This is a genomic window from Veillonella tobetsuensis, assembly GCF_001078375.1.
Classification (GTDB): Bacteria; Bacillota; Negativicutes; order Veillonellales; family Veillonellaceae; genus Veillonella; species Veillonella tobetsuensis.
The window spans coordinates 1-21,449 of the sequence record NZ_BBXI01000014.1 but is presented as its reverse complement, the minus strand read 5'-3'; the positions used below and the strand labels follow the sequence as shown (position 1 = coordinate 21,449).

Genomic DNA, 21,449 nt, shown 5'->3' with positions numbered 1-21,449 from the left:
TGAAAGGGTTTACCTTATGGTAAACCCTTTTATGTCTATCTATCCCCTGTTGTATAATAGTAGGAATAGGTAATGAGTCAGAAAGGATTTATTATGGAATTATTAGCACCAGCGGGTACGATGGAAAATTTTATGGCTGCCTTGGAATCTGGGGCGGATGCAATATATTTAGGGGGCAAGGTCTTTAACGCACGGGCTCATGCGGCCAACTTTGGCATTGATGAGCTGCGTGAAGCTGTGCGATTGGCACATATTCTAGATGTGTCTGTATATGTAACCGTTAATATTTTAATTGGAGACACTGAACTAGGGGAGCTTGAAAATTATCTTAAGGATTTAGACTCTATTGGTGTAGATGCCATCATCGTACAAGACTTAGCAGTTGCAGCGATTGCTAAACGAGTGGCACCGAATATTCATCTTCACGGTAGTACGCAAATGACGGCTGCTACACTAGATGCGGTTCGGTTTTATGAAAGTTTAGGCTTTACTCGCGTTGTTTTGGCTCGTGAATTAAGTCTTAAGGAAATTCAACATATATGCAAACATTGTAAGGCAGAAATTGAAGTATTTGTACATGGTGCATTATGTGTATGCTACTCAGGTCAATGTTTGATGAGTTCTTTCATCGGTGGCCGCAGTGGCAACCGAGGTGCTTGTGCACAACCTTGTCGCTTACCTTATGAATTATTGGATTCTAAGGGTGAAAGTGTGTTACCTAAACATGAAGCTTATTTGCTAAGTCCAAAGGACCTCAATTATAGTGAGCATATGAACGAACTCGTAGCGGCTGGTGTTACATCCTTTAAGGTAGAAGGTCGTATGAAAAAGGTATCCTATGTTCGTCAAGTGATAGGTACTTATAGAGAGATATTGGATGAGGCATCAATTCACGAAAATCAACGTAAAGCACTAGCATCTGGATTTAATCGTGGATTTTCCACAGCCTATTTAGAAGATACGGTAGGTCGACAAATGATGACCGTAGTGGCGCCAAATCATCAGGGTAAGCCAATCGGCGAATCGTATACGAAAAAAGGGGAAGTTTATTTATCTTTAACAGAACCTATTGAACAAGGTTCATTAGTTAAAATATTACAATCTAATGGCAGTGTTACCTATTATACGGTAGATGACGAATGGACATGTGTATCCGATACGCTGTATAAAGGGCGACCTGCAGAGGGCTTAGCAGTAGGTCAATTATATTTAGCATCTACACCAAAAAATACAAAGTCACGAGGCTTACAAGAATTTACCCGTAAATATGATATGTCTGTATATCTCAGTGTTGGTTCTAATGGTGAAACAAATTATACTGAATTAACTGTTATCCTAGACTCTGGTCTTAGTGTGACTGTTACAAATGAGTATGTGCCAGCTATTGCTAATAAAGTGCCCACATCGTTAGAGAAGGTAACAGAACAGTTAGGTCGGTTGGGTAATACGTTATTTAGGCTTTCTTATGTAGATATTCCTGATGGCCCTTATATGTGGCCTGCTAGCGTTCTTAATGCACTACGTCGTGATGCCGTAACTGCATTAGAAACAGCGTTAATTACACATCATGTAGAATCATGGCAAGCATTGCAAGTAACAGGCGATGTAGATTATGATTTCAAGGCGCAACACGAGTTATCCTATGATACTTGTCCTATGATTTCAGCTCGTGTCGATGAAATAGAAGGTGTGAAAGCAGCAATTGCTGGGGGAGCACAGAAAATCGTTTTTGGTGGTGATAGACTGAGTCGTACACCATATGCATTATCTATATATGATGAGGTGGCCCGTTTATGTGCTCAATCTGATGTAATTTGCACCTTTGCTACACCACGAGTTGTGAAAGATGATGAAGTAGAAGCATATAAACATACATTAGAGGCAATCGTACAGGCTCATCCAGATAGTATTTCTATTCACGTGCCACAAGCCTTATTATGGCTCCGTGAATTAGGATATACAGATGCCATTGAGGCTGATACAGGCCTTAATATTTTCAATACACCTACATTGCATTTCTGGGAACAGTTACACATAAGTTGTGTAAATCCATCGCAAGAGTTGACCTTAAAACAAATTACGGAACTAGCTAAACATAGTCACGTCCCTATTGAGACGATGGTTCATGGCTATACAGAAATGATGATTTCCGAATACTGTGCCATTGCTAGTTTTGTGGGAACTGGTAGCAAGGTAAATTGTCCTATGCCGTGTGTTACAGAATCTTATTCCTTAAAGGATAGAAAAGGGGAAATATTCCCACTTCGTACAGATCCATATTGCCGAATGCATATTATGAATAGTCATGAAATGGATATGCGTGCCTATGTGCCTATGCTTTTACAAAAAGGCATATCCATATTACGCATTGATGGACGTCATATGAAACCAAATTACGTGCAAGATATTGTATCTCAATACGTAGCTATAGCTAATGGTACTATGGATGCACCGCCTAAGAAGGTTGATTCACAAGGCGAATCTATTACGCGAGGACATTATTTTAGAGGTATTTTATAGAACGAGGTAGTACATTGTTTAATGAAGATGTATTAGATTTTATAAAAATAAAAGAAGAATTAGCCCATCATTGTGGTTCTACTATTGCTAAAGAAATGGCATTAGCATTAGCACCGATGACGGATCGAAAGCAGATTCAAGAGGCTTTAGATGAAACTTCAGAGGCGTTGCGTTCATGGCAGACTGAAATTGAACAGCCTCTAGGAGGTACAAGGGATATACGTGAATCTTGTAAAAAGAGCCGCAAGGATTTTGTTCTTACAAGAGAGGCTATATGGGATGTATATATTACTATAGGTGCCTATAAGCGTATGACTAAGTTCTTTAGAACAAAATATATGGAATATCCATTGTTATCTTTGTGGATGCAAGATATGCCAAATATGGATCGCGTTGAACAACGTTTGAAACGCGTATTCGATGATAAAGGGGAATTGCTTGATACAGCATCACCTAAATTGGCGAGCCTACGGAATACGATTAGTAAGACGCGAGATCGTATTAAACACGATATTCAATCTATATTACATGATAAGGACAATCAAAAATATTTCCAAGAAACCATTATTACACAACGTAACAATCGGTATGTAATTCCTGTTAAACAGGAATATCGTCAATATTTTAATGGTTTGATTCACGATCGTTCTGCAACAGGCCAAACACTGTATATTGAGCCAATGCGATTAGTGGAACTCAACAATGATTTACAAGAGGCTTTGATTGGGGAGGAACAAGAGGTCCTACGCATTTATAAGGAACTTTCAGTCCTTATCAAACAACATAGTAATGATTTGATGGATGCTTGTGAAAAGGTATCCCATATTGAATTTGTCTATGGTAAAGCAAAACTCGCTATAGCTCAAAAGGCAGTACAAGCCACATTGAGTGAAGGTCGTGATGTGCTTTTGATGCGTGCTCGTCATCCATTAATTCCTGCTAATACGGTTGTCCCTACGGATATTCGATTAGGTACGGATTATCGTATCTTATTGATTACTGGTTCTAATACGGGTGGTAAGACAGTTTCTTTAAAAACATTAGGTCTATTATCTATTATGAATCAAAGTGGTTTATTTATTCCTGCAGACCACGGTTCGATATTGCCGATTTTCCACAACATCTTTGCCGATATAGGGGATGAACAAAGTATTGAAGCGAGTTTAAGTACATTCTCTGCACACATGACGCAAGTAATTTCTATTATTAAACATTGTGGTCCTAATGACCTGGTACTACTTGATGAACTTGGTTCTGGTACTGATCCAGAAGAGGGGAGTGCTTTGGCGGTATCCATTCTAGAATTCTTCCGTCAAAAAGGGACGCTCATGATGGTCAGCACTCACTATAATGAATTAAAGAACTATGCGTACCATACAGACTGTATCGAGAATGGTCATGTTGAATTTGATGAGCGTACATTAAAGCCGACCTATCGATTACATATTGGCGTAGCAGGTAGTAGTCATGCATTAAGTATTGCAGCTCGATTAGGGTTGCCGAAGGATATTGTGAATCGTGCACGGGATTATAAGTCTAAGTTTGGTAGTAGTGAAATGGAAACCGTTTTATCTGATTTGAATGAACAACTTCGTAAATCATCGGAACGGGAACGAGCACTTAAAAAAGAATTAGATGAAACACGTCGCATGCGCGGTCAATTAGAGAAAGAAAAGAAACAATTTAATGAAAAACGTAAACAGATTCTAGCGAAGGCACAAGCTGATGCGGAGTCGATGAAACGCAGTCTCCGTGTAGAAGGGGAATCCATCATTAAACAGTTGAAATCACAGTTCTCTGAAACGAATAAGGATAAGCGTCAATCTGCTATTAATGAGGCTCGCAAAGGTATTTCTAATGTTCACGTACCAGATGCACCTGTAGATGATGAACGTAATACATTGACCATCGATGCTGTTGCTACTGGACAAGTTGTATACGTAACATCCTTGCGTTCCCTAGGTACCGTTTTATCCATTAAGGGAAATCGCGTTACTGTAGATATTAATGGTCTATCTGCAACTGTGAAAGTAAGTGAATTACAATCTACTACGAGGGAAGAATCTAATAAGATTCAACGAGATAATCTCAAACCGCAGCTTAAAACTCGTAAACGTGCAGGTGGTTCTGCTGTTCAACGTCAAAAAGAGGTGCGTACAGAAATAAATATTTTAGGTCAAACCGTGGATGAAGCAGTAGTTTCTGTTGGTCGATTTATCGATCAAGCCATATTGGGTGGTATAAATCAAGTGCGTATCATTCATGGTAAGGGAACCGGTGCCTTACGTGAAGGTGTGCATCAGTATCTTCGTACCTTGCCTCAGGTGGCTCACTTTGAAACGGCCGGCTACGATGAAGGTGGTGCCGGTGCTACCAATGTAGTTCTTAAATAGTATATCCACATCTTGAGTAGAGATACTAAAGTAGCAGATTCTTGGAATCTGCTACTTTTTTGTATGAGAAAAGAGGCAAAACCATTTGGTTTTGCCTCTTTGTATGTTAACCTACTAAGACTAGCGATCTTTCTTTTTCTCTTTTTTAGATTTAGACTGACTAGGTTTAGAATCAGTAGATTCTACATTGGATGAGGAATCATCATCTTTAGAGATTTCTTCTTTTTTATCCTTGTCATCCTTTTTATCTTTGTCATCTTTTTTATCCTTGTCATCTTTTTTCTGTACTTGTTTGACAGGATTGAAATAGCCCTCGCTAACTGCAGCTTGTGCACTAGCAGGTACATTAAAGTCTGTAGCCGGTGTATTAGCTAATGCAGCAGACATGAATTGTCCCCACATTACAGCAGGTGTACTACCACCAGTAATACCGTGCAATGTTTCAGAACCGTAGTCATCGCCAATCCAAACTGCAGCAACTAGGTCAGGAGTATAACCAACAAACCAAGCGTCTTTGGAATCATCTGTTGTACCTGTTTTACCAGCTGCAGGACGACCGATAGCAGCATTACCGCCAGTACCGCCGTTAATAACAGACTCTAGCATATTGGTAATGATAGCTGCATCTTTTTCTTCTACAACACGTTTTTCTTGGATGGAGTTTTCTTCAACAACTTGACCATTACGATCTACGATTTTAACGATAGCTGTTGGTTGTACCTTAATACCACCATTAGCAAGTACACCATAAGCTTGTGCCATTTCTAACGGTGATACACCATGAGTTAAACCACCTAGTGCAGTAGACAAGTTGTTGTCGTCATCTGTAAGGGTGGTGATCCCCATTTTCTTAGCTAAGTCGATAATTCGGCTCATGCCAACTTCGTCCGCAATTTTTACAGCTGGTACGTTACGGGAATGTTGCAACGCATAGCGGTAAGTAATATTTCCTTCAAAGTTTCTTTCATAGTTTTGAGGTCGCCAACCATTAAAGTCAACAGGGCTGTCATCAATGATGGAACCAGGCGTTTTACCAGATTGAATAGCAGCTAAGTAAACAAAAGGTTTCATTGCAGAGCCAGGTTGACGTTCCGCTTGTGTGGCTCGGTTAAAGGAGTCATCGCCACGTCCACCAACCATAGCAACGATGTAACCATTATGTGGATTCATTGCAATAATAGCACCTTGCGGTTGATGTAGACCATTTTTATCTGTGTAGTAGTTAGGCAAGTTTTGCATTGCTGCTACAGCAGCATTTTGAGCATCCATATCTAAAGTGGTATAGATTTTTAAACCATCTTTATAAATAGCATCATCACCATATTTCTCAGAAACTTGAGCAATTACATAGTTGATGAAATAGGACGCATTGTTGTTTTCATGAGTTTGTTCTTGTTTTGCAATCAAGCCTAAATCAGCTTCGCGAGCTTCATCAGCCTTTTCTTGTGAAAGGTACCCATACTTTACCATTTGTCCCAATACAACAGCTTGGCGTTTTTTACCAGCCTCTAGATTGTTGAATGGGGAATAGTAATTAGGGCTTTGCGGTAAGCCTGCTAGCATAGCACATTGTGCTAATGTTAAATCGCGCACATCTTTGCCAAAGTAAATATGAGCAGCAGATTGAACCCCGTAAGCACCTTGGCCGAAATAAATTTGGTTCATATACATTTCAAGAATTTCTTGTTTTGTATAATGTTGCTCAATTTTAATTGCTAACATAGCTTCAGAGATTTTACGTTTAAAAGTTCTATCTTGGGATAGGAATGCATTACGTGCTAATTGTTGCGTGATTGTGGAACCACCCTCAGATACGCCACTATGCACAATGTTAACCCAGATAGCCCGTAAGATACCGATAGGGTCGATACCATGATGGCTGTAGAAACGAGAGTCTTCAGTAGCCACAAAAGCATCTTGTAATTCCTTTGGTACCTCGTTAATTGGAACAGGTAAACGGTTCTCGGTAGAATGAACAGTGGTAATTAAATTACCGTGTACATCATAAATCTGAGAAGATGCAGATGGCCTTACATTAGATACATCTGGAAGATTAGACATGGTAGCACTAATAAATCCGCAGCCACCACCAGTCACAATAAGAACTAATAATAAAACTATCATCCAAATTGTTTTCTTGGTAGATGTCTTTGGATTGCTCGAATCAGGAGTAGTTTTACGACGAGTTCTCGTATTTGAGTTATTATTACTCATAGAGTCACCTCTTTTTTAAAGTAAATATAACGTAAAATATATTACGCAGTTATAAACATTATACCATAAACGACATAAAACAAACACTATATATAATTGTGAAAGCCTACTTATAATGGTATACTATAGAGAACAGATTTTATGTAGGAGGATTTCCATGATTACAGCACAAGAACAAGTTCGCCAAATTAAACATGGCGTATCTGGAATAATTAATGAAGAAGACTTAGTCAAAAAAATAGAACGTTCCATTAAAGAGAATAAACCATTGATCGTAAAATTGGGCCTCGATCCTACGGCTCCTGACATTCATTTAGGTCATACCGTACCACTTCGTAAGCTTCGCTTGTTCCAAGAGTTTGGCCATCAAGTGGTTATTGTAATCGGCGGTTTTACGGCGCGTATTGGTGACCCTACTGGTAAAAGCGTAACACGCCCACCACTTACTAAGGAAGAAGTATTAAAAAATGCGGAAACCTATAAGACACAAATCTTTAAGGTATTAGACCCTGAAAAAACAATTGTACGCGATAATAGTGAATGGCTTGAATCCATGAACTTCGCTGATGTACTTCGCTTGGCAAGTTCTTATACAGTAGCACGTATGATGGAGCGCGATGACTTTGATAAACGCTATAAAGAAGGTCGTCCTATAGGCGTTCATGAATTTATGTACCCATTAATGCAAGGCTATGATTCCGTTGCATTACATGCAGATGTTGAATTCGGTGGTACAGATCAAACTTTCAATCTTCTCATGGGTCGTCATCTACAAGAATTAAATGAACAAGAACCACAAGTTGTTATCACAATGCCTTTATTAGAAGGCCTTGATGGCGTTCAAAAAATGAGTAAATCATTGGGGAACTACATTGGTATTGATGAAGCACCTAAGGATATGTATGGCAAGGCCATGTCTATTCCTGATGAATTGATGATGCGTTACTTCATGCTCGTTACGGATATGACTATCGAAGATCAAGACGACATGGAAGAACGTTTAGAAAATGGCACATTGCACCCACGTGATGCAAAAATGCAATTGGCAAAAACTATCGTTCGTTTATATCATGGTGAACAAGCAGCGCAAGAAGCGGAAGATGAATTTAAACGCGTATTCCAACAACATGCATTGCCAACAGATATTCCTGAATATGCTATTGATAAACCTAGCGAAGCTATTTTCGTACCACAATTCTGTACGGATGCTGGTTTGACTGCTTCTAATGGTGAAGCTCGCCGCTCCATTAAAGCTGGTGCATTCAAAGTGAATGGCGAAAAATATGGCGAAGAAAACCTAGTTCTTGAAGATGGTATGATTGTTCAAGTAGGTAAACGTAAATTTATCAAAATTAAATTTAACTAATATAAGGCTGTGATGAGGTATAGAAATCTCATCACAGTTTTTTGTTCAAAAATTATAAATAAAGCACCTAATAAAAGTAAGTTTGAAAGATAAAGAATTCGTGAAAATTTTAAATATTCGTTTACAAAATATATTTTTTTGGTTTATAATCTCTCTATATATTTGAAAGGAGAGGGATTATGAAGCAAGTGTACCAGATTTTAGCTAGTACTTTAATTATTAGCTCTTTAAGTAGCTCTATTTATGCTACGAATATTTCGTCACCATATGAACAACAGGAAGCGGCTCGAGCCGATGCTTTATTGCGTCAACGCGCAGAAGCACCAATGGCTGGAGCCGCTTTGTCGCGTCAAAAATCAGAATATGATAAATTGAATGACTCTACAATAACAATGTTACCTAAAGAAGCTGTTTCGTTTAAAATTGATAAGATTATTGTTAATTCATCAGAACCAAGATTTAAGAAGTATAAAAATAGGTTATCTGCATATGAACATCAAAAAGTAGGAAAGGAAGGACTTTCTTTTTTACAAAGACATTTACAAGAGCAGATATTATCTGATGGATATATAACGAGTCAAGTTATTATACCAAACCAAGATTTGCAGTCTGGTACATTAATTCTTGAAATTTTACCAGGCTATGTTGAGGATATAGTATTAACTAATTCAAAAACAAAATCTAATTGGAGAAGTGCATTTCCAATTCGTCCTGGTAATATTCTTCGTAGACAGGATTTAGAACAGGGAATCGATCAAATTCGAAGTGTACCTGGCCAGGATATTAAGATGGACATTGAACCAGGGAACAAACCTTTACACTCTATTGTTAAATTAACAATTAAGCAAAAAGATTTTGTACATGGTTCATTAATGTTGGATAATTCAGGTTATAAATTAACTGGAAAATATCAAGGTACAACCTACTTATCATTTAGTCAACTTATAGGATTAAATGATACCTTAACAACTAGCTTTACAAAAAACTTAGATAATAATAATGGACAAGATTCTAAACAATATGCGTTTAGTTATACTATTCCAAATGGCAATCAAACATATCGATTATCAACGTATAAATATAAATATGAGCAGTTAGTTTTTATGCCAAATGCCTTTACATCATCTGGGACAACAAGAGGAACTGAACTATCTATGGAGCATTTGTTGAATCGAACCAGTCGAAGTAAAACATCTGCAGTAGCTAAAATTACTCATAAATCTCGTCATAGTTATTTAGAAGATGTAGAAATTGGTGTTCAAGAGCAACATACGTCATCTGTAGAATTAGGCCTATCTCACCGTCAATATAGTGGAAATACTGTATCGGATATTTATTTATTCTATCGACAAGGGATAAAGGGGATAGGGGCTAAAGTTCACAACTGGGAAGGCGTAGCTAGTAATCCCACAACTCTTTATAAAATGGCAGGTATTGAGGGGCAAATACAAAGCAGAATCAATATAGGTCACAAACAAGGTTCATATACTATGCGATTCAGAAGTCAGTTTACAGATAAACGTTTATTTGGGACTGATCAATTTAGTATTGGAGGTAGATATTCTGTTCGTGGATTTAGTGGCGAAGAAACATTACGTGGGGATTCTGGATACTATATACAAAATGAATGGTCATTACCGTTTAAAAATCAGACTATAGTACCATATATTGGCATAGATATCGGTCATGTATGGGGGCCTTCTACAGAAACTCAAATCGGTAATACCTTAATAGGTGGTGTATTGGGCTTACGTGGTAATGTTAAGAATAGATTTAATTATGATATTTCATTAGGAACACCGTTAAAAAAACCAGCAGGTTTTACGACCGATACACGTGTTTGGGCTTTTAGAGTAGGATATCAGTTTTAGAAATTTCTATTAATTAAATATGACTAAATTAAAGTTATAAATAAAAATGTATATAAGTTGAGAGTCATATATAAGAATAATAAGTGTAGGAGAGATTGATGAATACAAAACAATATGCAGCATCATCATTATTAGTAGCATTATTAATAACAAATACAAGTCCTTGGATTCCATTAGCGATGGCAAATCCAGTCGTTCCAAATTCAAGCCGTTTAGGTCCTCAAATGGATGTAGCTAGTAATGGTATATCTATAGTTAATATTAATACACCTAATGATAAAGGTTTATCTCATAACCAATATGATTCTTTTAGTATTAATAATGGCTTAATCTTAAATAATGCTAATCGTCCAGTATCTACTGAGTTAGCTGGTTATATTATGGGAAATCCAAATTTAGTTGGTCCCACTGCTAAAACAATATTGAATGAAGTAACTGGAACTAACTCCACAGCTATGAATGGTGCTCTTGAAGTTGCAGGAAATAAAGCTCATGTTATAATTGCAAACCCTAATGGAATTTCTATTAATAATGGTACATTTATTAATACTAATGCTGCTACCCTAACTACAGGTAAACCAATTATAGATAATGGTAATATATCTGCCTATAAAATAAATCAAGGTACTATACAAATTGATTCTCAAGGTCTTAATACATCTAAAACTGCTAGAACTGATATTTTAGCAGAAGCAGTTAAAGTAAATGGTGAATTATGGGCCAAGAATCTTCAGATGGTTTCTGGGCAAAACACCGTAAATGTAAATAGTGATGGTAAGGTAATAAATGTTACTAAAAATAATGACTCTAATAAAATAGGTTTAGATGTTGCTAAAATCGGAGGAATGTATGCAAATAGCATTTATTTAGTGGGAACTAATGATGGTTTAGGTGTTAATAATAAAGGTATAGTTTCAGCGAGTGATACTTTATCTCTAGATGCTAACGGTCGAGTTGAAAATACAGGAACAATTACCTCATCTGATGCATATATTAAATCTAAGAGTTTTGACCAAACGGGTGAAGCTAAATTTTATGCTGATAATGCAACTTTTGTGGTAGATTCCTTATCTCAAAACGGTAACCAAGCAACAAATAAAAACCCAATTATCCTAGCTCAGAATAGTTTATCTATCGCAGGACAAGCTATTTCTAATACTAATGGTAGTGTAATAAAAACTGATGGCAAATTACTAATAGGTCGTAATATATCTTATGATGGTGTTATATCAGGCAAAATAGATAACATTACAAATATTGGAGCGACCATTGAGGCGGGAACTGGTGGAAAAATAATTGCAAAAGAAATTAATAATATAAATGGGGGAGTTACTTTAAAGCGAGTTCAAGTCGGTGAAGTCGAGACCATTAAGGATGAAGTTACTGTTAATGATTATCCTGGCGAAAAATTTAGGATTAAGGATCCTAAAATATATCATCTTAATGAATTAACAGATGATATTGATCAAGTGGTTGTTGAGGCCGAAAATTTACAATTTTATGCAAAAAAAGATCACAAAGATGATTGGGTTCGTTATAATTATACTAGAACAAAACATAAGGATGTAGTTGATACATCTAAACCAGCCCGAATTATTTCTGGTGGTGACCTAGTAATTACTGCAGATCATGTCAAAAATGATAGTAGTCAAATTAGTTCAGCAGGGGAAATAACAGGTAAAATAGAAAAATTTGAACAGACAAATCCATCTTCTAAAGAATACATAATAGAAGACGGAACTGCGGTATCTTATAGCAGACATCATCATCATGGAGCGGACTCTACAAACATTGATACTGCACCATATCATAAGGTCACAGAATTAAATACTAAATTACCCCTATCAGTATTTAAATCAAATGATTTAAATAGCAAAACAAATATAGGACAGGATAGTTCTTTATTAAATTCTATAAGTAAGATTTCTCAAAATCCTAATACTTCTTATATTATGGAAACAGATCCTAACTTCACAAATAGACGAAACTTTTTATCCTCAGATTATGTATTAAATAGACTGAAATTAGATCCTATGAATGTACAAAAACGTTTAGGGGATGGTTATTATGAACAGCAATTAGTAATGCAAGAAATTCTTCGTCAAACTGGAAAAAATAGATTGCAGTCTGGTTTAACTGCTGAAGAACAATATCGTAAATTAATGGATGCAGGAATTAATCTTACGAAATCACAATCTATAGCATTAGGCCGTGAATTAACAGTAGCTGAACAAAATAACCTTAAAGAGGATGTTGTATTATTAGTTAGTAATTCAGTAGTATTACCAAATGGAAAAACTGAAACAGTTTTAGTGCCTACATTATATTTGGCGCCTAAAACAAAAAGGGCCGATGGAGCTAATGTACAAGGGTAGTCTATTAATTTAAATGTTGATAAGCTAAATAATAGTGGTAGTATTATAGCTGATAATAATACCAATATTATCGGTAATAATATTCATAATAATGGTGGTTTAATTTCGGGTAATAATACAATTATAGATGCTACAACTGATGTAATTAATACAACAGGAACTATTGTTGGTGAATCTAATGTTTTAATTCATGCTAATCAAGATTTTATAAATGAAGGTGGGCACATTAAACAAAATAGTGCATCAGGCCAATTATCAATCTCTGCAGATAGAGATGTTATTAATAATGGTAAAAAATATATTTCAAGTGATAATGAAATTGTTTGGGATGATAGAAATAAAAGAAAAGAGGTTGTAACAACAATTGATCAAGGTATTATTGAGGGTCAAGGAAATATTAATATAAAATCTAATAGAGATGTAGTTATGAATGCAGGGATAGTTCAAGGTAAGGAAAATATTGATGTTGATGCCGGCCGAAATATTGAACTATCTACACAAGATGCTTCTTTGAATATAAAAGAGGATCACTATCATAAGGGAAAATCTGGTGGTGGGCACTCTATTACTACAGAAACTCATGTTGAAGGTAATTTTACTAATTCAGTAGGTAGTAGTATAGAAGGTAAGTCAGTTAAAGTTAATGCGAACCAGGATGTTAAGGCAAAAGGGTCTGATATACTGGCGAAAGATGATGTAAATATTAATGCTGATAATGTTAAGTTTGAATCAGCTAAAGATGTTGCAACAGAACAACATAGCTTACAAGAACGAAAGAAAAGTATTGCTAAACGTGAAAGTATAGATGCAATAGATAATTCACATATAGAAACAGTATCTGGCTCTAATATAGGTGGCAAAACAGTTAATATTAAAGCAACCAATTCTATAGATGGTAAGTCTGTAACTATCCTTGGTGAAAATAATGTTGAACTACAATCAGGTGGAGAAGTCAATATTGGAGCAGATAAACATATACTTGATAGCAATAGTAGCTATCATCATAAAAAGTCCGGATTACTTGGTGGTGCAGGGATAGGATTCTCTATAGGCAAAGAGCGAATTAATTCTGATGATAGTAGACACGAAGAAGTTACTGCTCGTAGTACTATTGCAAGTACAAATGGTAATATAAATATACAATCTAATGATACTTTACAATTAACTAGTAGTAATATTGTGAGTAAGAATAGTGTAAACTTATCTGGCTCTAATGTCATTTTAGATGGAAATATTGATAATACATCAACGTCACATAATGAAAGCTATAAAAAATCTGGCCTTACGGTTTCACTTGGCGGTGCGGCTATTAATGCAGTTACAAATGGAACACGCACTATAAAACAAGCTGGCTCTCGTAATGATAAACGGTTGGCTGCATTCGAGCTAAATGAGGCACGTAAACAATTCCAAGATGGTTACTATGCTGTTGATGGAGCTCTAAAAGGCGAAAAAATTAGGAATTCCGAGACTGGTAAAGTAGAAAAAGTCGATGGAAAAGATAAACGTGGTGCTAAAAATATTGATAATGCTGTTAATTTATCAATATCAATTGGTAGTACCTCTCAACATCAAAATCAATCAATAGATGTACATGAATATAATGGTGGTACAATTATTAGTGATGGAAGTGTAAATATTGAAGCTAATAATGCAACTAAATCAGGGGTTAATTTAGTTGGTCAAGATATATTAGCAAAAGAAGTAAACATAAATTCTGCTAGTGATATAAACTTGAGTGCAGGCAAAAATACTCTTCAAGCTAAAGATAATTATAAATATAGTGGTTGGAGTGTAGGGGCTAGTTTAAGCCTTACTTCAGGTAGTTTGTTAGGATTTGATGCAAGTGGAAGCCTTGCTAAACAGAATGGAGTAACTGATCAAGTAACTTATAAACCAACATCAATTCGTGCTGTAGAGTTAGCACAAATTAAAGCAAAACGTGATACTGAGATTATAGGATCTAAAATTAGCGGAAGAGGTGTAACCGTAAATACTGGTAATAATCTTAATATTGAGAGTTTACAAAGTATAGATAATTTTAAGGAACATAGTAAATCTGCAGGTTTTTCAGTTTCGACATCACCTAAATTTAAAGGAACTGTTGGAAGTGTAGGGGGAAGTGTAGGTCGAATAGATAGTAAACTTAAAACGGTTACTGACCAAGCTGGTATTTTTGCTGGTGATAATGGATATAATATAAGTACTGGTAATACAACTTCATTGAAAGGTGCTATTATATCAAGTAAAGCCAATAAAGATAAGAATTCATTGACCACAAGACATTTAGATATAAATGATATCCAAAATGAAGCTGAGTACACCGTAAGAGATAATGGAGTACAATATAATAATTTTGGTAGTAGTAAAACAAAAAGTAAAAAAGAGTTTGATAAAATCTATAAGCATATTGGTTTAACTCCAACAGGCGGTGTTGGCGCCCATAAAAAATCCGCCTCCATAACTAAAAGTGCAATTAGTGATGGAAAAATTATAGAAAATGGTCAAATGATAGATATGAAAACTATCAATACTGATATAGAACATTCCCTTAATGAATTGCAATCTATATTTGATAAAAAATCTATTGAAGAAAAGCAACAATTAGCGCATCTCTTTAGTATTAACGCTAACGAAGCAATCCATCAAATTGCTATGCATAAAGGCTGGGATGATGGGGATCCTCGAAAAGTAGCATTACATAGTTTGGTTGGTGGTACTACTGCAAAACTTGGCGGTGGACAGTTTGGCGATGGTGTATATGCTGCAGGATTATCTGAAGCTATGATGCCACAATTCAAAAAATGGGCTGGGAAAATCATAGGTCCAGATGGAAAAGAGTATGTAGATCCAGAACATTTACAGCAAATCGCTTTTGTTTTTGGCTATGCCACTAATGAAATATCAGGAAAAAGTGGACAAAGTGGAGCATATGTTTCTCATATGGGTGCTAAACATAACTTTGGTTTCTTACCAAGTTTAGAAGAAATTAAAGAAAAAGTATCTGAAGGGGTTGATTCTTGGGTACAAGCTCGTATAGCGGGTGAGCAAGAGGAAATAAATAAAACATTAAATCCAGAACCAAGAGAATCATCTCCAGAAGAAATGGGAGAGGCTCTTGTATCAGCAGAAAAATCTGGTAATTATGATACAGGAGATTATAAAGAAGCTGCGGAGTATGCCTATAATAGAGATGGAAATGTAGACACCTCACCTACCAGTGATAATTATGGATTTACATTAGCTAATCAAGGTGTACAACCTACAGGAGTTACAGAAGATGGTACTACATATTATATAGTAAATGGTACAACATATATGGGGCCTAAAGTGCAAGCCCTAGATGGGATTCCTTCTAATGAACGTAGTAATAATCATGGATTTTGGCTTGAAACAAATGGTTATAAACCAACAGGGATATCTAACGGGCATACCTATTTTAGATTTTATTATGAGTTAAATAATCCTAATCACTTGCTCCCTTACAATCCTAATTATCAACCGACAGATAAAGAAGGTTATGTGGATTATATTGGATATCCAGTTGATCAAGAACGCCCTAAAACGCTATTGGATAGTAAGATTAGTAGTGTTATTAAAAATGAAGGGGAACAATATAAACCTTTTGCAACATTGAGTATGTCGAGTAGCTCCTATGAGAATCGTACTAACGCAAGTTTAACTTTAGATGATAGTTTTAATAAGGCTATTGAAAATTTGCCTAAGTTTAGAAAGTTTAATAAAAATAATCCTGAAGATCTTAGAGATGCTGGTAAAAATTTAGATGGCTATGATGATTCAAAGAAGGAAGTATATTATGAAGTAAAAGATGATGATGGGCGAATTAAACGTGTTTATGCAGGGCCACCTGAGAAATATAAATACTTTTCTAATAATGATTTAACCTCTAGAAATAAAGAGAATATGTTAAATAATGTAGAATCTCAAAGCAAAGAGTGGATGAATAATTTCTTCAGTCGTAATAATCTTGATGTAATCCCTGGATTTAAAGAGTTTGTTTCGAATCAATATGGTTTGGCTGTGAAAGAAACTGTGAATTTTGTTTATAAACCAGCTGACGTTGCGTTGTATTTTAATAAAATGATTAATAAATTTAATGACAATATCGTAATCTATGATGATTTTGATGCATATCACTCTAATAAGATGGTTGTTATGAAGGGAATTCCTGATATTTATACATATTATCGTGAAAATATGCGGAGAGATGAAAAAAAACAAGATTTTATTCCTAGTAGTGCTAATGCAGGTCTGGGAAATAAAAGTGATTATATTACTAGTAATGTGTATAACTATCTTGTTGAGCCATTAAAAACCATTGATAAAAAAACTGATGAAGATAGAGAAAAAGATAGAGAGTATTATTTAAAAGCATCGGAGTAAATATATGAAACCTGAATTTTTTCCTTATTTCTGGATTATCTATGTTAATTATGTACTATACAAACGTTATAAAGAAAATAAGCATTTAAAAAAATATGAAATCATATTAGCGATTGTAAGTTCAATTATTATTTGTGGTGGTCACTTTTTTATGATATATTTTGACTTAAGCAAAGATATACAATTTATAATAGATATATTTTTTCTAGCGTGTATTATAATTATGAAAATGGTATTTGGGGTATAATAAATGGAAATAATAAAATGGTTTGGGTTTAATACAATTCCTATAGGTATTATTATATCTATATTTCTATTAATTTATGGGAAGATAAAACATATTAAATATTTAGATCCTGAGGTTCCATTAGGACGTTTATTGTTCTTTGTGGGGAATACATTTGCACTCGGTATTGGATTTTTTTCAGTAAAATATGGACCAGCAGCAATGGACTCTAAAACCATTACCGAGGGTATTATGTATATCATTCTCGGGTATTCCTTTTGTATATATGGTTTTACTTTCTTTTTTATGACCGGTATGAGACGATCCTATGATATAGGATTGCCGTTTTGGATCTATCCTCTATTTATTGTTGTTACTAGTTTAAGTAGGCTTGTTGATGAAGATATCTTCCAATTTCTGCTTCTAGGCATGTATATTTTCTTATTAGAGCCTGGAAGAAACAATAATTAAATAATACCTATGTATTGAAAAGATGGTTGTTTACTATAAGACAATCATCTTTTTTGGTTTTTCTCAGTTTATTTTGCATATTAATGCCTATAAAAATTGACATATTTTCGATTAAGGTATACTATTTAGATATAAAAGGTTTAATGTGTTGCACTAATTGCAAATAGGAGGTTCTCACATGAATCGCGAAACAGCTTATGTATTATGGTTTGATGAATTAAAACGTGAAGATGTAAATTTAGTAGGTGGTAAATCCTCATCCTTAGGTGAATTAACTTCCTCTACAAATGTACCCGTACCTTATGGTTTTGCAACAACTGCATATGGGTATCGTGAATTTATGAAAGAAACTGGTCTTGAAGATCGTATTCGTCAAGAGTTAGATAGTTTAGATGATGTAGAAAACTCTGCATTACTTCGCGAAGTTTGTACAAAAATCCGCCGTATGATTTGTCAAGAAGAAATGCCTGTAGCATTGGCTGAAGCAATTCGCAAATCCTATGAAGAATTGGGTGAAAAAGTAGGCGAAAAAGATCCTTTCGTTGCTGTTCGTTCTAGTGCCACTGCAGAAGATTTACCAGATGCTAGTTTCGCAGGTCAACAAGATACCTATTTGAACGTGCGTGGTGCAGATACAATCATTGAAAAAGTAAAAGAATGTTATGCATCCACATTTACTGATCGTGCAACATATTACCGTGTAAAACAAGGCTTCGACCACATGACAGTAGCATTAAGTGCAGCTGTTCAAATGATGGTATTCTCTAAATCTGCTGGTGTTATGTTTACGGTTGACCTTGTAACAGGTAATGACAACAATATTTTGATTGAAGGTTCTTGGGGCCTTGGTGAATATGTAGTACAAGGTACTGTAACACCAGATAACTTCCGTGTAGATAAACAAAAAATGGTTATTACTGACCGTATGATTAACGATAAAAACGTTCGCCTTGTACGTAAAGCTGATGGCGATTGCATAGAAGAAATCGTTCCTGCTGATGAAGCGAAACAACAAGTTCTTTCCGATGAACAAGTGTTGGAATTAGCAGAATATGCTAAAGCTATTGAAAAACATTATGGTTGCTACATGGATATGGAATGGGGCGTAGATGAAAGAAATGATAAGATTTGGATTCTTCAAGCCCGTCCAGAAACAGTATGGTCTAGAAAGGATAAGTCTGAAAAAGTAGAGGATACAGCGGTTACCACTACTACAGATCGTGAAATTGTAGTTAAAGGTTTACCAGCATCCCCTGGTAAAGCTGCTGGTAAGGCACATGTCATCATCAATCCTGAAGATATTGATGAATTTAAAGAAGGCGAAATCCTTGTTACAGCTATGACAGCACCTGACTGGGTTCCAGCTATGAAAAAAGCGAAAGCTATCGTTACAGATGCAGGTGGCATGACTTGTCATGCGTCTATCGTTAGCCGTGAACTTGGTATTCCTTGTATCGTTGGTACTAAGAGTCGTAGCCATGAAGCTACTACTTCTATTAAAGATGGTCAAATGATTACAGTTGATGCTACAAATGGCATTGTTTATGATGGCGTCCTTGAAGATGTAGTTAAAACTGCAGCTCCTCAAGAACAAGCTGTTGTTGCTAGCGAATATATTCCTGTAACAGGCACTAAGGTTTACATGAACTTAGGTGATCCTGATTTGGCAGAAAAATATGGTGTATTACCTTGTGATGGTATTGGCCTTATGCGTGAAGAGTTCATTTGGACTACATTCATTCATGAACATCCATTACACCTCATTGAAACAGGTCGTAGTGATTTTGCTGTAAATACATTGGCTGAAGGCATGCGTAAAGTGTGTCAAGCATTGGCACCTCGTCAAGTTGTAGTTCGCTTAAGTGACTTTAAATCCAGCGAATACCGTGACCTTAAAGGTGGTGACAAATACGAACCACATGAATCCAGTGCATTACTTGGCTGGCGTGGGGCGTCTCGTTACTACGATCCTAAATATTTACCAGCTTTCAAATTAGAATTAGAAGCTATTAAAAAGGTACGTAATGAATATGGTTTCAAAAATTTACAAGTAATGATTCCGTTCTGCCGCACTGTGGAAGAGGCTGAATTAGTTACTGATTTGATGGCACAAGAGGGTCTTGAACGCAGTAAAGAGTTCAAAATTTGGTTAATGGCTGAAATTCCATCCAATATTATTTTGGCTGACCAATTCAATAAATTTGTAGATGGTTATTCCATTGGTTCTAACGATTTAACTATGCTAGTTCTTGGTTGTGATCGTGATAATGAAACGGTTCAACATATTTATGATGAACGTAATTTAGCAGTACGTCGTGCTATTCGTCATTTAATTGAAGTAGCTCATAAAGACGGTAAAACTGTTTCTATCTGTGGTCAAGCACCTAGTGTATATCCTGAACTTTGTGAATTCTTAGTTAAGAGTGGTATCGATTCCATTTCTGTAAATCCAGATGCTGTTAAGAATACCAAGAAAATGGTAGCTCAAATTGAACAACGTATGATGCTCGATGCACTTACAGGTCGTGGTCGCCAAGAAGTAGAAGACCTTGAATGGTAATAAAGACATACTTTATTTAATAACAAAAAGAGGAGGCGCATAAGCCTCCTCTTTTTCTAAATTGATACATAGGATATAATACTTATATGTGAAAGGGGGGACGGGTGTGAAACTTTCAAAACGACAAGAAGCAATAGCTCATATTGTACGAGAAAATGGACCAGTTACAGGTAGTGCTATAGCAGAGCATTTAGATGTAACACGGTCAGCATTGCGTTCAGATTTAGCGGTGCTCACTATGATTGGTGTGTTAGAGGCTCGACCTAATGTGGGTTATTATTATGTAGGATTGTCGCCGAAGAATCAAACTGCTGAGATTTTAAGATCTTATAGCGTACATGATGCACTGTCACAAGCCGTTATCGTGTCGCCTGAGACTAATTTATATAATACGATTGTAACCATGTTCACAGAGGATGTGGGAACAATTTTAGTTTGTGAAGATTCATATTTACAAGGGGTTGTATCTCGCAAAGATTTGTTGCGTGCCTCTATGGGGCAAACAGATCCACATACGATGCCTATATCTATGATTATGACACCCGTTAGTAAATTAATTGTTGTAGAACCTAGTGATTCCTTGGCTGTAGCAGCGCAAAAGATGATTGACTACGAAGTCGATTGTCTTCCTGTTGTTGTTAGAGAAGATGATGAATCGCAAGATAATCCAAAGCGACGGTTAAAGGTGGTTGGACGTGTATCTAAGACGACCGTAACTAAAGCTTTTTTAGAATGTAGTACTCAAGAGGTATAAATAATGGCTGAAAAAATAATTTATGCGATTTCAGATTCTTTAGGTGAAACGGCAGAGGCTGTTGCAAGAGCGACAGCAAGTCAGTACGATAAGGAACAAATTGAAATTGTTCGCATTCCATATATTGAAGACGAAGCTCAAATTGATGAGATTATAGCAGATGCTAAAAATGGTAATCATGTAATTTGTCATACAATTGTCGGCTCTCTGTCAAATGTTGGGGTGTTCACCCTACGAGCCTTCTTTGGCACCAATCATATGTATGGTTGGTGCCATTCTTTTTGCTCAAAAGTAG

General features: G+C 35.9%; 12 protein-coding genes. 11 read left to right on the top strand and 1 reads right to left on the bottom strand.

What is annotated here, in order from left to right; translation table 11 throughout:
* Positions 1-72 precede the first annotated feature (72 nt).
* Both VEI_RS05460 and VEI_RS05455 read left to right on the top strand, forming a co-directional pair.
* Positions 73-2,520, top strand: a complete 2,448-nt coding sequence (locus tag VEI_RS05460; protein WP_059362983.1) for a DUF3656 domain-containing U32 family peptidase — start codon at positions 73-75, stop codon at positions 2,518-2,520.
* 14 nt (positions 2,521-2,534) lie between these two features.
* The gene (locus tag VEI_RS05455; RefSeq protein ID WP_059362979.1) at positions 2,535-4,913 is read left to right on the top strand and encodes an endonuclease MutS2; all 2,379 of its coding nucleotides are present in this window, start codon (positions 2,535-2,537) and stop codon (positions 4,911-4,913) included.
* A gap of 120 nt (positions 4,914-5,033) precedes the next feature.
* Here the strand turns inward: VEI_RS05455 and VEI_RS05450 are convergent, their stop codons facing one another.
* Entirely contained in the window at positions 5,034-7,127 is a 2,094-nt protein-coding gene (locus VEI_RS05450) for a transglycosylase domain-containing protein (protein WP_059362970.1), read from the bottom strand.
* A gap of 157 nt (positions 7,128-7,284) precedes the next feature.
* On the opposite strand from VEI_RS05450, the gene tyrS reads away from it, so the two are divergent.
* The 9 genes from tyrS to VEI_RS05405 all read left to right on the top strand — a co-directional run.
* Positions 7,285-8,493 carry a tyrosine--tRNA ligase gene (tyrS, locus tag VEI_RS05445; RefSeq protein ID WP_059362966.1) on the top strand — a complete coding sequence of 403 codons (1,209 nt, stop codon included), beginning with the start codon at positions 7,285-7,287 and terminating at the stop codon, positions 8,491-8,493.
* 179 nt (positions 8,494-8,672) lie between these two features.
* Positions 8,673-10,364 (top strand): ShlB/FhaC/HecB family hemolysin secretion/activation protein, encoded by a 1,692-nt coding sequence (locus VEI_RS05440; RefSeq protein WP_059362961.1) that lies wholly within the window; start codon positions 8,673-8,675, stop codon positions 10,362-10,364.
* A 98-nt stretch (positions 10,365-10,462) separates the two neighbouring features.
* On the top strand, positions 10,463-12,739 hold the full coding sequence (locus VEI_RS05435) for a filamentous hemagglutinin N-terminal domain-containing protein (protein WP_059362959.1): 2,277 nt from the start codon (positions 10,463-10,465) through the stop codon (positions 12,737-12,739).
* 426 nt (positions 12,740-13,165) lie between these two features.
* On the top strand, positions 13,166-17,143 hold the full coding sequence (locus VEI_RS05430) for a hemagglutinin repeat-containing protein (RefSeq protein ID WP_059362956.1): 3,978 nt from the start codon (positions 13,166-13,168) through the stop codon (positions 17,141-17,143).
* Between the two features lie 4 nt (positions 17,144-17,147).
* Entirely contained in the window at positions 17,148-17,390 is a 243-nt protein-coding gene (locus tag VEI_RS05425; RefSeq protein WP_059362952.1) for a hypothetical protein, read from the top strand.
* Positions 17,391-17,393: 3 nt separating this feature from the next.
* Positions 17,394-17,840: a hypothetical protein gene (locus VEI_RS05420; protein ID WP_059362944.1), complete on the top strand. Its 447-nt coding sequence runs from the start codon at positions 17,394-17,396 to the stop codon at positions 17,838-17,840.
* Positions 17,841-18,018: 178 nt separating this feature from the next.
* Positions 18,019-20,400 (top strand): phosphoenolpyruvate synthase, encoded by a 2,382-nt coding sequence (gene ppsA / locus VEI_RS05415; RefSeq protein ID WP_059362939.1) that lies wholly within the window; start codon positions 18,019-18,021, stop codon positions 20,398-20,400.
* A gap of 106 nt (positions 20,401-20,506) precedes the next feature.
* Positions 20,507-21,154 (top strand): helix-turn-helix transcriptional regulator, encoded by a 648-nt coding sequence (locus tag VEI_RS05410; protein ID WP_059362936.1) that lies wholly within the window; start codon positions 20,507-20,509, stop codon positions 21,152-21,154.
* Positions 21,155-21,157: 3 nt separating this feature from the next.
* The coding region (locus VEI_RS05405; protein WP_223209329.1) for a kinase/pyrophosphorylase at positions 21,158-21,449 on the top strand (292 nt) is incomplete at its 3' end.

Coding starts and splice junctions, on each gene's coding strand:
- VEI_RS05450 (WP_059362970.1), bottom strand. CDS start 7,127: ATGAGTAATAATAACTCAAATACGAGAACTCGTCGTAAAACTACTCCT.
- VEI_RS05425 (WP_059362952.1), top strand. CDS start 17,148: ATGAAACCTGAATTTTTTCCTTATTTCTGGATTATCTATGTTAATTAT.
- ppsA (WP_059362939.1), top strand. CDS start 18,019: ATGAATCGCGAAACAGCTTATGTATTATGGTTTGATGAATTAAAACGT.
- VEI_RS05460 (WP_059362983.1), top strand. CDS start 73: ATGAGTCAGAAAGGATTTATTATGGAATTATTAGCACCAGCGGGTACG.
- VEI_RS05440 (WP_059362961.1), top strand. CDS start 8,673: ATGAAGCAAGTGTACCAGATTTTAGCTAGTACTTTAATTATTAGCTCT.
- VEI_RS05420 (WP_059362944.1), top strand. CDS start 17,394: ATGGAAATAATAAAATGGTTTGGGTTTAATACAATTCCTATAGGTATT.
- tyrS (WP_059362966.1), top strand. CDS start 7,285: ATGATTACAGCACAAGAACAAGTTCGCCAAATTAAACATGGCGTATCT.
- VEI_RS05435 (WP_059362959.1), top strand. CDS start 10,463: ATGAATACAAAACAATATGCAGCATCATCATTATTAGTAGCATTATTA.
- VEI_RS05430 (WP_059362956.1), top strand. CDS start 13,166: ATGAATGCAGGGATAGTTCAAGGTAAGGAAAATATTGATGTTGATGCC.